Here is a 14485-nt window from a genome sequence, read left to right on the forward strand (position 1 = left end):
TCGGTTTCTTTAAAAGGATCACTCGGAAAGCATCTGAGCCTGATGCTCGAGCATCGGGGCAAGCCGCGGGTCGTGCTCAGCGGCTTTGCGAAGAAGCTCGGTGGCGCGCTCGCGATCGCCGCGCTGCAGGGCGACCTGGGCTTGCAGCACGAGAGCCGGTCCGAGTGCGTCGAGCGCTTCCAGTTCACGGATCACATCGGGAATGATCGCGGGCTGATCCGTTGCGAGTGCGTAGTTCCCAAAAACCATCCAGTAGGAGACGAATCTCTCGCCGCCCTGCGTTCGCGCATTGGCGAGCGACTGAGCGACGGCTTCGAGGCGGCCCATGCGCATGGCAAGCTGTGCCTGCGCGAGACGACCATGGACGGAGGGATAGCCGGCGGTTTCGAGTTCATCGCATCGCGAGGCGAGTTCCTGGAGCGCCGCAGGCGTTGCCGGGGCCGCGTCGACGTTCAAAGGATCCACTTCGTAGGTTCGCAGGCCATGGCGGGTCGCGATCCCTGGCCGCGCGGCCAGCCGACCGCTGTTGTCCCAGGCGATGATCTGCCACCCGGCGGCCTGGGCCTGCGCCATGGCGCGCAGCGTTGGTCCGATGAACGGCTCGTAATAGAACATGGCCGGGCTCGCGTTGAGGCGATCGCTCCAGCCAGGCTGCGGATCGAGCAGCGGGAGGTACTCCTTGCGAAGATACTCGGGCGTGTAGGCTTCCTGGCGGCCATCCATCAGGACGCCCTGCCGCACCGCGCCGGGCTGGGAGAGCAGGAGGCTCGCCCATCCGTAGCTGGCGAAGATGGGACCTTCGTGGTCGTCGATCTGTGCGAGCACATCGCCCACTCCGCGGCAGTCGATCTCCGGATCCCACCCGAACCCCGGCCTCATCCACGGAGAGAAGGCGACCGCGGCGACGCAGATCGCCACGCATCCAACCCCCGCCAGGAAATCCCGGCGCGCGGGTCGTTCCAGCTTGGGGAATGGAATGGCCTGGAACAACTCGCCGACGGCTGGAAGACCGACGATCGCAAGCGGCAGCACGGAGCGGGGGACCTTGAGTGTCAGCAGCAGAAGGATCGCCAGGAGGAGCGCCTCCCAGCGATCGCCCTGCACGGCGCGCCGGGCGAGTGCCGCCACAGTCAATGCGACAACCAGAAGGCCGAGTGGCATCGTCTGCCATGAGACAAGGGCGAACTCGGCGGTCTGGAATTCCCCGGTTGCCGTGAATGGCAGAATGAGCGGCCCCAGGACGCCTATGAGGCCGGCCGGGTGGAGGATCGCGAAGGACAGCCAGGGAACGAGCAGCGCCGTGAATCCGACGATCAGTGTCTGGCGCCACGGGACGTCCCGGCTGCGAAGCAGGCAACCCAGGGCCGCCAGGCCGACGTACCACTCTGGATGCGTCCACGACCAGACGGTGGAGCCGACCGCGACGATGGCCGCGGAGCGGACCGGCTTGCTGCGAACAAAGTCGATGACGGCAGGAGTGACGGCCAGAAGGCAGAGCCCCCCGAGGAAGAGGGCAGAGAAGAGGCCGGGGCGTTCGACCATGCGAGCGGAGACGCCGGCGGCTGCGATCGCTCCCCACAAACCGGCGCGCCACGTTTCAACGCCGCGCCGGCGGGCGGCTTCCACGGCGAGCAGGAAACCTCCGCCATAGCCGATGAGCTTCAGGATTTCCAGTCCGGCGGGGCCCGCGATCTTCCATGCAACGGTGAGGAAGATCGAGCCCAGCAGCCATTGGCTGGCCCATGGCTGGTCGGCCAGCAGAGGCGCCAGGAACTCGTGGCGTGGGATGCCGTGCTCGAAGAAGAAGCGCCCGGTGGCCAGGTGGAAGCCGAAGTCCTTATCTCGAACCAAGACGAACGAGAGCGCCGCCAGGCCGATTGCGAGTCCGGCGAAGACGAGCGCGTTGGAGGAAGGGCGCTTCATGACATCAAGGGACGATTCGAATCTCGACGCGGCGGTTCTGGCGTCGCCCGGCGGGATTCTCGTTCGGCGCGATCGGATCGAAGAACGCGCGGGACTCGGCGATGAGCTTGCCGGAGGGGATAGACTTCTGGGCCGAGAACCAGCGCGTGACCGAGGCGGCGCGCGACGCTGCCAGGTCCCAATTGTCCACGAACGGCATATTCTTCACGGGCACATTGTCTGTGTGGCCAATGATTTCTAGGCGACTGTATTCCGCGCCTTTCAGCACACCGGCCACGGCTTCGAGAATCTTCACGCCGTCATCGGAGAGCAATACAGTGCCGGGCGTGAAGAGCGAATCGCTGAGGATGCGAACGCGCAGATCGTTCTCATCGCTGACGAGCTTGGCGTCGCCGCTTTCGACGAAGGGCGCCAGCACCGTCGTCAACTTCTCTGCCAAACCGCGGCGGATCTGATCGGCGCGTTTCGTTTGCTGATCGAGGGACGCCAGCTTGTCCTCCGCCTCCTGCAGTTGGCGCTGGGCGGCGGCGAGTTCCTTCTCGCGATCGCGCAGAGAAGAGCTGACTTCTTCGAGTTGCGCGGCGACTTCCTGCTGGTCTGACTGGGCCGCCTGAATCTGGCGGCGGAAATCGTCCCGCTCGGCGCGGGCATCGTCTCGTTCGGCGCGATAGGATTCGGCGGCCTTTGCGAGTTTCTCAAGATCCGCGGTGGCTTCATCCAGCTTCTCGCGGGTTCCCTTCAGCGATTCCAGTTCGCTCTCCAGTAGCGCCTTTGCGTTCTGCGTGGTTTCCAACTCTGCACCCAGTTCATCGATCCTCAGCTTCATCTCGTTCTCCCGCTGGAGTCGATCGGTCAGGTCCTGCTGCAGGGCTTCGGCCTGGCTGCGCTGAGATTCGCTCATCACGCGCTGGGTCGTGGAAAGTCGCTCGCGGACGGCGATCAGTTCTTCCTTCAACGAATCGCGTTCCTCGGCCAGCGCCGCGTTTGTGTCGACGGCCTCCTGGTAGCGCTCTTCGAGGATGCGCGCTTTGGCGTCGATGGCTTCAAGGTCTTGCCGAAGTTGCAGGACGCGCGCCTGGAGCATGTTGTTTTCGTCGGCAAGGCGCCGCGAGTTCAGAAAACACCCGGTTGTCAGTAGCGGGAGCAGGAGCAGCACGGGGAGCAGGGGGAATCGCTTCATTTGTTGTCGGACCTTCCTTTTTGACTTCGAGTGCGTTGGCTGACTCGTTCCATCCAATAGATTGCGGCGAACAGCATCGCAATAAGCGCAGTCTGCAACAGGCCGTAGCGCCAATCAAGAGGCCTGAGCACGATCGCTGCCAAACCGACGGCCAGCGTGACGCCGTAGAGGAAGACGACAGCCTCGCGCGGCGTCATTCCCAGATCGACCAGACGGTGCGAGATGTGATTGCGATCGCCTTGCATCAGCGGTTTGCCGCTTCGCCAACGAATCCAGAGTACCGTGATCGTATCGAACAGCGGAACGCCGAGGACGATGACGGGCATCAGGATCGGCAGGCGCGTGGGTGTGCCTTCGTGATAGTAGGTCGCCACCGCGGTCAACGCCCCGAGCAGAAAACCCAGGTGCGTTGAGCCGTTGTCGCCGAGGAAGATGTTGTTGCGTGTGAAATTGTGAAGCCAGAATCCGATACATGCGCCCGCGAGCATCGCGAACAGCAGCATCATGTAGTATTCCTGCGACAAGGCGGAAATCAGCGCCATGACAGCGGCGACGATTGCAGCGACTCCGCTGGTCAGGCCGTTCATGTTGTCGAGGAAGTTGAGACTGTTGGTCAGCAGGACGATCCAGAAGATCGTCAGGATCCAACCGGCCCACAGCGGGAGGAAGAACTTGATGACGACGCCTGTGGCCAGGAGAGGAACGACGGCGAGGATCTGGATGGCGAGTCGTAGCACCGGTGGCAGCGGGCGTCGATCGTCGATGGCTCCGGTGATGAAGATGATCGCACATCCCACAAAGATGCCGCCGAGTTGGCCGAAGCGGAGCTCCGTATTGGCAGCCAGGACTCGGATGCGTTCAGGCAGGAAGTCGAGACCCGGGACGACCGTTCGGGCGAGCACGAGGTTCAGCGCCATGCACCCCCAGAACGCTGCGAAGACGGCCAGGCCACCGCTGCGTGGCGTGGCTTCGGCGTGGATCTTCCGATCGAGCCCGGGGTGATCGATCATGCCCAGGCGACGTCCGAGGACACGAGCCAGCGGCGTCAGCAACGCGCCGACGACGAGCGATTCAACCAGGGCGGCTATGGCAAGAAGTACAAACGGGTTCACGGGCGGCGCCTTTCGAGTGGAGCGTCCGCGGGCGTCCGCAGAGAGTCAAGACCCAGCAAAGCGTCGATTACCCGCGCCGATAGCGATAGTAGGCGGCGCAGGCGCCTTCGTTGGAGACCATCGGGGCGCCGAGGGGTTTGTCCGGCGTGCAGCGGGTTCCGAAGGCCGGGCAGTCACAGGGCTTCAGAACGCCCTGCAGAACGAGGCCGCTCTGGCACTCGGTTTCGGCGGCCGGCGGGGCGGGGGAGAGGTCGAAGCGGCGTTCGGCATCGAAGTGCTCGTAGTCGGGTGCCAGTTCGTAGCCGCTCTGCGGGATCGTGCCGATGCCGCGCCATTCGCGATCGCCGACGCGAAAGACTTCGCCCATGATGCGAAGGGCGGTTTCGTTGGCTTCGGTTCGCACGACGCGATTGTAGGGGTTTTCGACCTCGGCGCGACCGGCCTCCAACTGGCGGACGGCCATCAGGATGCCCTGCAGAATGTCGACGGGCTCGAATCCCGTGACGACGATCGGAACGTGGTACTTCTCGGCGATCGGGTAATACTCGCCCGTGCCCATGACGGTGCAGACGTGCCCGGCGGCGAGGAAGGCCTGCACCCGATTCGTGGGTGAAGAAAGGATGGCCTCGATCGCCGGCGGAACGAGAACGTGCGAAACCAGGACGCTGAAATTCGGGACGTCGAGCCGGGCCGCCTGGTACACGGCCATCGCATTGGCGGGTGCCGTTGTCTCGAATCCGACGGCGAAGAAGATGACTTCCTTGTCCGGATTGGCGCGCGCAATCTTTACGGCATCGACGGGCGAGTAGACCATGCGCACGTCGGCCCCGGCGGCTTTCACGGCGAGGAGATCGGTCTCTGTGCCGGGAACTCGCAACATGTCGCCAAAGGACGTGAGAATAACGTTGGGCCTGCGGGCGAGTTCGATCGCCGCGTCGATCTTGGCGATCGGCGTGACGCACACAGGACAGCCGGGGCCGTGGACGAGCGTGATTCCGTCCGGCAGCAGTTCATCCACGCCGTACTTCACAATGGCATGCGTCTGGCCGCCGCAGATCTCCATCATTGTCCACGGCTGCGTGACAGCCGCGGCGATTGCATCCGCATAGCGACGCGCCGCGTCGGCATCGCGGTACTCGTCCAGGTACTTCACGTTTCTCCGTCCCTGATTTCTTCCAGTTCGCCCATTTGCTCGAGGTACTCGAAGACGCTGTTCGCTTCTTCCTCATCGATCGTGCGCAATGCGAAACCGACATGCACAATTACGTAATCTTCAACCTTCGCCTCGGGGGTGTATGCGAGCGAGATGTCCTTGACGATGCCGCCGAAACTGACCTTCGACATGCGCATCAGCGGATCGCTCTCGTCGATGCTAAGTACTTTTCCCGGAACTGCGAGACACATCTCCGTCCCTCCTTTTTCTGCGCGCGGCGGCGGCGTAAACCTGACCAACGGCCAGGCCGCCGTCGTTTGGTGGCACGCGTTGGTGCCAGTACGGCGTGAACCCGTCGCGGCGCAGGCGCCCGATGGCGCCCTCCAGCAGCACGCGATTCTGGAAACACCCACCGGTTAGAATCACGCGCTCTTCACCGGCCATTTTCGCCACTCCGGCAATGACCTCAACCAATGTCTGGTGAAAACGGGCCGCGATTTCCGCGGCGGAAACGCCGGCGCGGCGATCCGAGAGAATGGCTTTCGCCATTGGGGCCCAGTCCGGTCCGTCCATTTCATAGGGCGATGCGGTGCCGAACGCGCGGGCGGCGAACTCGAGTTCCATGGCCGCTTGGCCCTCAAAAGTGGAAACCTGGCGAATGCCCGCGAGTGACGCCGCGGCATCGAACAGGCGGCCTGCGCTCGTAGTAATCGGCGCGTTCAGGCCGCGAGGAAGGGCCTGCACGAGGAGCTTCCACTCGGCTTCTTCGAATTGCTGCCGGAGGATTTCTTCATCGAATGCTGCATCGCCGAGCGCTTCATACAGCAGGCCAAGCGCGCATCGTCGAGGCTCCCGCACGGCCTTCTCTCCACCGGGCAAGCGGAACGGGCGCAGGTGCGCAACGCGCTCGAAGTCGGCTTCGTCCGCCAGGAGGAATTCGCCGCCCCAGATTGTCCCATCGAGTCCGTAGCCCGTACCGTCCCAGGACACGCCGAGCACGCGGCCGGTCAGTTCGTTCTCCGCCATGCACGCCGCGACGTGCGCGAAGTGATGTTGGATTTCTTCCGGAACCGAGTCCGTTTCGCGGCCGAATCGCGAGGCCATGTAGTCCGGATGGCGATCGATCGCCATCTGAGACGTTGGAACTTCGTAGAGTTGCTGGAAGTCCTCGACGCATTGTTTGAACGCACCGAACGAAACGACGTTTTCGAGATCGCCACCGTGCGGACCAGTCATGATCTCTTCGCCAATGCCAAGCGCGATCGTGTTCTTCAGGTGCCCACCGAGCGCCATGATGTGGCTGCAATCAATCGGCGCACGCACGGGCAAAGGCGAATATCCACGCGATCGGCGCAGAACCACTTCTCTGCCCGCGGCGATGCGCACGACGCTGTCCTCGACAGGGCGAAGGATCGGGCGATTGTGTACGAGGAAGAAATCGGCAACACCTTGCAGGCGTTGGATGGCTTCGCGTTCATCGGTGCAGATAGGCTCTTCGCTGATGTTGGCGCTTGTGGCGACGAGGGGAATGCTCAGATCGTTCATGAGCAGGATGTGAAGGGGCGTGTAGGGCAGCATCGCTCCGATGGTGGGATTGCCGGGGGCAATTTCCCTGCTGGGTCCATCGAATCGATCGAGCAACACGATCGGCGCCTCGGGCGATTGCAGCGCGCGCGCTTCTTCGTCGTGCAGGTCGCAGGATGCGCGAATCGCATCGATGGATGGGAACATGACGGCGAAGGGTTTCTCCGAACGCCGTTTGCGCGTGCGCAGTTCCTGGATGGCCCGATCGTTCGTCGCGTCGCACATCAGATGGAACCCGCCGAGACCTTTCACTGCAACGATTCGGCCACTCGCCAACGCCTCCTCGGCCGGGCGCAATGCATCATCTTTTGATGCCAACTGGTTGCCATCTTTATCCCAGAGCGCGAGACTCGGGCCGCAGACAGGGCAGGCGTTGGGTTGCGCATGGAATCGCCGGTCGCGAGGGTCGGTGTATTCGCGTTGGCACTCGGGGCACATGGTGAAGCTGGACATCGAGGTATTGGCTCGATCGTAGGGCAACGCCGCGATGATGCTGAATCGCGGGCCGCAGTGAGTGCAGTTTGTGAACGGATAGCGGTATCGCCGATTCGCCGGGTCGAGAATCTCGGTGCGGCACAATTCGCACGTCGCAATATCGGCCAGCACGATGGCCGTCTTCGCGCCCGAATGATCGCTCTCGCGAATTTCGAAGTCGTCGAAGCCAATGGGGTCGAGTTCCGTGACCTCGAGGCCCGTGATGCGCGCGTTGGGGGGCAGTTCTGCAGAAAGTCGATGGCGGAAGTTCTTGAGTGAGTCGCCTGGGCCTTCGATCTCGAGCGTGACTCCGCGCGGGGAATTTACAACCCAGCCGCGGAGACCGATTTCCTCGGCCAGTCGAAAGACAAACGGTCGGAATCCGACGCCTTGCACGGCGCCGCGGATTTGAAACCGCCATCGACAGGTCTTATTCATCGAAACGACCGAGCGTGGGGGCACCTCGCAGGGTGCGAGATCGGCCCAACGCCCCTTCCTCCGCCGGGATTTCAGCCCTCTTGGGTTGACTCCTCAAGGCGAATCGGGGTTTTATACTCAATGAATCCCGACATCGTGGCGGCGGCACTAGGGGCCGTTGTTGCTTTATTGTGAGGAGAGGAAACTCCCATGAACCTTTTGCGTTCGCTCCGCGGACACGGGCTTGCCTGTGTCCTGGTTGTGCTTTGCATGTCCCTCGGCAGTCTCATCCAGGCAGCAGATCCACCCGCTCCATTCATGTACCAAGGCTATCTTGAGGTCGACGGGGCCCCAGCCAACGGCGCCTTCGACTTCATCTTTGTGGCGTACGAGACGTCGTCCTCTACGACCCCTCTTGCGCCGGAATGTGTGGTTGGTGGCGTTCGGGTGACTGATGGAGTCTTCAACGTAGAATTGGATTTCGGGACCACAATCTGGGATCGCTTCGATCCATGGATCGAGATCGGCGTCCTGGAAACCACAAAGGATGCCGACCGCGCACCATACACGATGCTGTCTCCGCGCCAACACTTTCTTCCAACGCACACAGCATACAGCGCGCGCGATGCGCAGACGCTCAGTGGATACGATTCCAGCGACCTTCGGAATGCCTCGTTGATCAATTCGGGGACGTTGAACACTTCGCGGTATTCGGCCTACTCCGATCTGACGGCAGAATCGAAGGTAAGTGCAGCTCCAGCCGCGGATACGATTCCGGTGGCCGATGGAACCGGAAAGCTCGATGCGGGATGGCTGCCATCGACTGCGTCTGGGAATCAGGTTGTCGTGACCGTCCCGAATCCCGGTGCATTAGGATACACAGCCGGATCGCCGGTAGCTTATGGCGCTGGGTCGGCGCAGTTGCCGAAGTTCGTCGCGCCGCTCGTTGGGCTGACAGATTTCGGACAGTCCTCGGTTTTCGAGTTGATTGCCGTCGACGAGTCGCGCGCGTTCTTCGCCTATCGTGACGAGTCGGATGGAAATAAGGGCAAGGCCTGTGTCGTGTCGGTCTCCGGAACTGCACTTTCATTCACAACGCCCGAGGTGTTCTCGAGTAATGCGATCACCGACATGCAGGCGGTTGTTCTGTCGCCTGCGAACAGCTCGAGCTTTCGCACCGCGATTGTCGCCTATACGGACTCTTCGATCGGAAACCATCTGCTGATGCGATCGATTCGATTTAACAACGACGAGACGTATGTGCTTGGAACACCGATCACAGTTGTTGCCGCGGCGACGACAGAGTTTGAATTGGCGAACATGTCCAGGTCGCAGCCCGTTCTTGCGTATGCCGATCCGTTGGACTCCGACCACGGAAAGGTGAAGAGCTACACTTACTTCCAGGCGAGCGGGAACGTATCTCAGTATGCCTCTGGAACGTTCAACAGCGCGGCAACCGATACGATCGCGATCCAGATGTATTCAGAGTACTCCGGGCTCCTGGCCTACAACGATGCCGCCACCGGCGACCCGGCGATGTTGACGATTGGGCACAATTGGGGTTCTTCGACGATGAATGCTGGTACACCAGTGACCATGAGTTCCCTCGCCATGAGCGACATCGAATTCGTGCCCCTCGACTCCCAGATGATGATTCTGTGCGATTCACGAGAGGGCTACGATTCGGACACCATGTACCCCGTGAGAGTCACCGGAAACAGTATGTCCCTTGGCAACGAGACTGGCCGAAGCGGCATCGCTACCTATGCTCCGATCGATCACAGTCGCTTTGTGCGAGCATGCCAGGGGTCGAGCAGTGTCTACGTCGGCTGCTACGCGACGGACGGAGCCAACATCATAACGACCGCGGAGACGGCAAGCTATGTGATGAGTACCGGGAATGACGCGCTCTCGATCGCGGTGCTTGGCGGGTCGCATGTGCTTCTCGCTTACAGTTCCGGGCCAGTCAAGTTCGCCCTTGGGCAATATGCTCCTCCGCTGGGGATCGTGAAGACATCTTCGACTTATGGCGCCCCGGTGGAAGTGATTGTCGCCGGCGTTGCCGATGGACTGAGCGATCTGGTTCCAGGCGCGACTTACTATATCAATTCGTCCGGCAATCTCACACGCGATGTCGGTTGGGCGAAGATGGGGCGAGCGATTTCGGAAACGGAGTTGATGATCGATATTGAATGACGGGCAATGAGTTGGCGGTCGATAGCAAAAAGGAGAAGGCGGTATGTTTTCGAGAAACATCAAGACCTTAGCGTGTCTGACCTGCTTTGTTCTGCTGGCGGTCCTGCAATTGCCTGCGGCCGATCCGCCGGCGCCGTTCACGTACCAGGGATATCTCGAGGATGCCCGGGTCCCGGCGAATGGGACGTACGATCTGGCATTCATCCCGTACGAAACATCCATCAGCACCAAACCGGTCGCTTCGGAGTTCTATGCGGACGATACCGTCGTCACAGATGGTGTGTTCAATGTGACGCTGGACTTTGGCACTGCGGTCTGGGAATCCTACAATCCCTGGATTGAGATTATGGTCCGTCCAGGCTCAGTGTCAAATACCAGCCACGATCCGGCGACGTATACGGTCCTTTCTCCGCGACAGCCGTTCCTGCCAACGCATACGGCGCACCTCGCGAGGGATGCGCAGTCGGTTGAAGGGTACACGGCCGCCGAGTTGTTAAATGCAAACAACATCAATGCGGGGACATTGAACACTTCGCGCTACTCGGCGTTTAGCGATCTTCAGGCGGAAGGCGCTGTGATGACCTCACCGACGGCGAATAAGATTCCGCAGGCGGACTCTTCCGGAAAACTCGATGCAGGTTGGTTGCCGAGTGGAACCGGCGAGTCGACGATCGTGCGTTCCTACCCATCGAATACTGACTCCTTTGGGATCCAGGCAGGAATGCCGGTTTCGTTAGTTGGAGGGGCGCTCTATCGCGGGCGATACTGGACGCCTCGCGCAGAGACGATGAGTACTGCCTTTGCCACGTCGTCGGAGTTCGACATTGTGGGATTCAGCGGAAATCAGGCGCTGCTGGCCTATCGAGATGAGGGCGATTCCAACCAAGGTAAGTTGTGCGTTGTCACATTGTCAGGGGGCAATCTGGCCGTAGGGGATCCGGTCGTGTTTTCCACTGACGCCGTTGGATCGATTCGTCTGACCATTGCGCCGAAGGACCTGAATATTGGCTCTCCGATGTTCACGATCGCTTTCACAAACGAAAGCAGTTCCGGGGATCTGCAACTTTGTGGAGGAAAGGTTTCAAGTACCGGAACGATCACGCTGGGGACCCCCACGACGGTGGATGCCGGCCCCGTGACGGACTTCGATGTGGAGTGTGCAGGAGCAAGGGACTTCGCCATTGCCTGGGCGGATCCAGGTTCATCGAACTATGGAAAGGTCGCGATGGCCTATCTTGCAACGCCGAGCTATGCTCACGACATTTCGACAAACCTGACTTTCAACTCGGCGGCAACATCGGTGATTGAGATGGGTGTGATCTCCGCGCAGCAGATTGCGATCGGTTTCAATGATGCAGACTCCGGGGGCAACTTCGTGCTTCGCAAGGTGGCAATCACCGGATCCGATTTTGATCAGATTACACTCGGTACGAAATACGACCTTGGCGATGCGGCGGATTGGTGTCTGCTTGCCCAAATCGACACGAATGTGTTCGGCATCTGGTGGTATCCCAGTGTCTCAAGCGCAGTTGTTGAATCGCTGACGATCACCTCCGATGGGTTCATCGTAGGAACCGGAGATAATGTTGGGGGCAATGCTCATGCGATGGCCTCATTCGGTCGGGGGCGCTTTGTGACAGCATCGGAGGGCGTCAGTTCAGTGAGGCTCTATCCCTTCTACCTGATCAATAATCATGCGATGCAGGGCGATACCGCTCCGTCGTGGCTGCAAACGACGGGGAACACGCTGAGGATGGCCTCGATGGGCGAATCCAATGTCGTTCTGGTGCATAGCACGGGAGATGCGTATATTTCGTATGGTAATCTGGTCGCCCCGATGGGGATCGCTGTGACGTCGGGCTCCTCGGGCTCCTCGGTCGACGTAGTCGTGAAGGGGATAGTCGATATCTTTTCGAGTCTCTCTCCAGGTGCAAACTACTATGTCGATGTGACTGGGAACTTGACGATGGAACCAGGTTGGGCGCGCATCGGTCGCGCGCTTTCGGATTCCGAACTACTGCTCGATATTGAGTGAGGATAACATGATGAGAAACACGACCTTGAGCAAAGGAAGAATCATTAGTGCGTTGGTGGCACTGGTGGTTCTTGGGTTGGCAATTGCCGTGGCGCAAAGCGGCGGTCGGTACGATCTGCTGCGCTCCGGACAGGGAGGCGGCGGGGGAGTGAACTCTACGGGAGGCCATTACAGCGTGAGCGGACTGGCCGGCCAGGCCGGCGCAGGCGGAGCATTGACCGGTACATCCACCGAAGTGCGTGGCGGATTCTGGATTCCCGTCGTACCAACTCCTACACCCACGCCCAGCGCATACGATGGTTGGACCGTGCGCTGACGACTTCTCCATGGAGGAGAATAACGATGAGGGTTTCCCGTCGTTGCGTACTGCTTTCTGTGGTCCTCTGGGTCACGTTTCCCGGTTGGGCGATTGATCCACCTGCGCCGTTCACCTACCAAGGCTACCTGGAAGACAACGGAGCTCCTGCAACGGGTTCGTTCGATTTGGCATTCGCGCCATACGATGCAGAAATCGACGGTGCGAGCGTCGGGCCGGTGTTCTATGCGGATGACACCGCCGTAGCGGATGGCATCTTCTGCATCACGATGGATTTCAAGTCGCAGATGTGGACGGAGTACAATCCGTGGGTCGAGATCATGGTGCGTCCGGGAATCTATCCGAACACAAATCACGATGTCGGAACGTACACGATTCTCTCCCCGCGCCAGCGCTTTTTCCCAACGCCGACGAGTTACATATCCCGCTGGTCGAGTTCGCTCGAGGGGTACTCGGCGGCACAGTTGCTCGATGCATCCAACATCAACGCCGGGACATTGGATCCGGCGTATTACTCGGCGATTGATGACTTGGTTGTTGAGGGTCGCGTTGGCAGCGGCGCGAATCAAGTTGCCGTGGGGAACCACGATCATACAAAGGCCGACGTCACCGACCTGGAGCCAATTTCCGCAACGCCGGCGGCAGATACGATCCCATTAGCGGATGGCGCGGGAATAATCGATCCCGGCTGGCTTCCGTTTCAGAACGGCGATGCCGTCGTGCGAACATTCACGTGCGACGACGTGTACAGCATCGACGCCGGCGATCCGGTTCTACTGGTCGAGGGCGAGATTCACCCGGCGGAGTTTTGGGTGCCTTTCGTCGAAACGCAGGAACTGCTTGTCACGACGACGAGGTTTGGCCTCGGGGCCTTGGGGAGGGGAAAGGCGGTCATCGCCTATCGTGACGAGGCCGATGGGAACAAGGGGAAGGCCCGTTTGATTTCGATCGAGAACGGCGTCATGTCGATTGGGACGTCCCTCACGTTCAGTTCGTCGGACATCGATCAGATCCGCGTGATGTCGATGCTTCCGACTTATGCGAAGGGTTACTACCCACACTTCATCGTTGCTTATACGACAACGGGGAATCAGGCGCTGTACGTTCGGGGTGGCCAGCTTGTCGGCAGCAGCACGCTCAGTTTCGGCAGTTCAGTGCAAGCCCATGCAGGGCCGATCACGGAATACGATCTTGCGCCGATGATTACGGCGCGCTTCGTTCTCGCATACGCCGACCCGAACGATTCAGACTACGGCAAGATTCTGAGGTGTGGCTTCAATTACAACATGGAGACCATCTCGCTGTACGATGTGAATACATTCAATAGCGCTGCCACGTCGAAGATTGGCCTGGGTGGATTCTCGTACCAGTCGGTTGCAGCGTCCTTTATGGATGCCGGTTCGTCGAACAAGGCAGTGCTGCTTCCGATCCGTTGGGATTTGACGTACGACGAAACGATGTCGACCGGGTTGAAGATGCACTTGGGGTTCGTGGCCGATAGCCTGAAACCCGTCCCGATCGATGGCGACAAGATGTTCCTGGAAATGCGGCCGACCGGTGAAGATGCGGACTACTTGGCAGGCTTCTGTGTCAACCAGGCCGGTGCATGGCCGGGCGATCGGTGGGGGTACAACAGTACCGATTCCGCCGTTGCCTACCTGAGTCCGAACAAGGTGGTGTCCGTCAGAAAGGACTCAACCCAGATTCGAGTCGGCCCCACGGGGATGTACGAGAATCACATCCTCGAAGGGTCGACGCTTTACTACACAAGCGTGACGCCCGGGGGGCTCGATATCTGTGTTGTGGATGCAACGCACGTGATCATCGCCAACAGCGGCACATCCGTGAAGGTCAGTCGTGGGCGCTATGTTCCGCCGATTGGTATCGCCGTCACCGATGGAGCTGTTGGTCAGCCCGTGGATGTCGCCGTGTCGGGAATTGTCAGTGGCTTGAGCGGCTTGACTCCCGGGGCGATCTACTACGCAGAGCCACGGCTCGGCACGCTGACCATTACGCCGGGTTGGGCGCGCATCGGTCGGGCGCTCTCGGAGACGGAGTTGTTGTTGGATATCGAGTAGAGCTGGCACACAAGGCA

General features: G+C 60.5%; 10 protein-coding genes. 4 read left to right on the top strand and 6 right to left on the bottom strand.

Going from position 1 to position 14485, the window contains the following annotated elements; all coding sequences use genetic code 11:
- Positions 1-18: 18 nt before the first annotated feature.
- The 6 genes from KQI84_08810 to hypF all read right to left on the bottom strand — a co-directional run bounded on the left by KQI84_08810 (position 19) and on the right by hypF (position 7864).
- On the bottom strand, positions 19-1923 hold the full coding sequence (locus KQI84_08810; GenBank protein MCB2154974.1) for a hypothetical protein: 1905 nt from the start codon (positions 1921-1923) through the stop codon (positions 19-21).
- A gap of 4 nt (positions 1924-1927) precedes the next feature.
- Positions 1928-3103: an OmpA family protein gene (locus KQI84_08815; GenBank protein ID MCB2154975.1), complete on the bottom strand. Its 1176-nt coding sequence runs from the start codon at positions 3101-3103 to the stop codon at positions 1928-1930.
- Positions 3100-4215 carry an undecaprenyl/decaprenyl-phosphate alpha-N-acetylglucosaminyl 1-phosphate transferase gene (locus KQI84_08820; GenBank protein ID MCB2154976.1) on the bottom strand — a complete coding sequence of 372 codons (1116 nt, stop codon included), beginning with the start codon at positions 4213-4215 and terminating at the stop codon, positions 3100-3102. The genes KQI84_08815 and KQI84_08820 overlap by 4 nt, the downstream gene beginning before the upstream one ends.
- A 67-nt stretch (positions 4216-4282) precedes the next feature.
- Positions 4283-5368, bottom strand: a complete 1086-nt coding sequence (gene hypD, locus KQI84_08825; protein ID MCB2154977.1) for a hydrogenase formation protein HypD — start codon at positions 5366-5368, stop codon at positions 4283-4285.
- Positions 5365-5619: a HypC/HybG/HupF family hydrogenase formation chaperone gene (locus tag KQI84_08830; GenBank protein MCB2154978.1), complete on the bottom strand. Its 255-nt coding sequence runs from the start codon at positions 5617-5619 to the stop codon at positions 5365-5367. Before KQI84_08830 ends, hypD begins: the two co-directional genes overlap by 4 nt.
- The gene (gene hypF, locus KQI84_08835; protein MCB2154979.1) at positions 5588-7864 is read right to left on the bottom strand and encodes a carbamoyltransferase HypF; all 2277 of its coding nucleotides are present in this window, start codon (positions 7862-7864) and stop codon (positions 5588-5590) included. Before hypF ends, KQI84_08830 begins: the two co-directional genes overlap by 32 nt.
- Positions 7865-8053: 189 nt before the next feature.
- On the opposite strand from hypF, the gene KQI84_08840 reads away from it, so the two are divergent.
- From KQI84_08840 to KQI84_08855, 4 genes are read left to right on the top strand one after another with little or no spacing between them, the layout of a single operon-like run.
- Positions 8054-10039 (top strand): hypothetical protein, encoded by a 1986-nt coding sequence (locus tag KQI84_08840; GenBank protein MCB2154980.1) that lies wholly within the window; start codon positions 8054-8056, stop codon positions 10037-10039.
- Positions 10040-10082: 43 nt separating this feature from the next.
- The gene (locus KQI84_08845; protein ID MCB2154981.1) at positions 10083-12074 is read left to right on the top strand and encodes a hypothetical protein; all 1992 of its coding nucleotides are present in this window, start codon (positions 10083-10085) and stop codon (positions 12072-12074) included.
- A gap of 25 nt (positions 12075-12099) precedes the next feature.
- On the top strand, positions 12100-12390 hold the full coding sequence (locus tag KQI84_08850) for a hypothetical protein (GenBank protein MCB2154982.1): 291 nt from the start codon (positions 12100-12102) through the stop codon (positions 12388-12390).
- Between the two features lie 26 nt (positions 12391-12416).
- Positions 12417-14468 carry a hypothetical protein gene (locus KQI84_08855; GenBank protein ID MCB2154983.1) on the top strand — a complete coding sequence of 684 codons (2052 nt, stop codon included), beginning with the start codon at positions 12417-12419 and terminating at the stop codon, positions 14466-14468.
- Positions 14469-14485 lie beyond the last annotated feature (17 nt).

It is taken from the genome of bacterium, from assembly GCA_020444065.1.
Lineage (GTDB): Bacteria > Sumerlaeota > Sumerlaeia > SLMS01 > JAHLLQ01 > JAHLLQ01.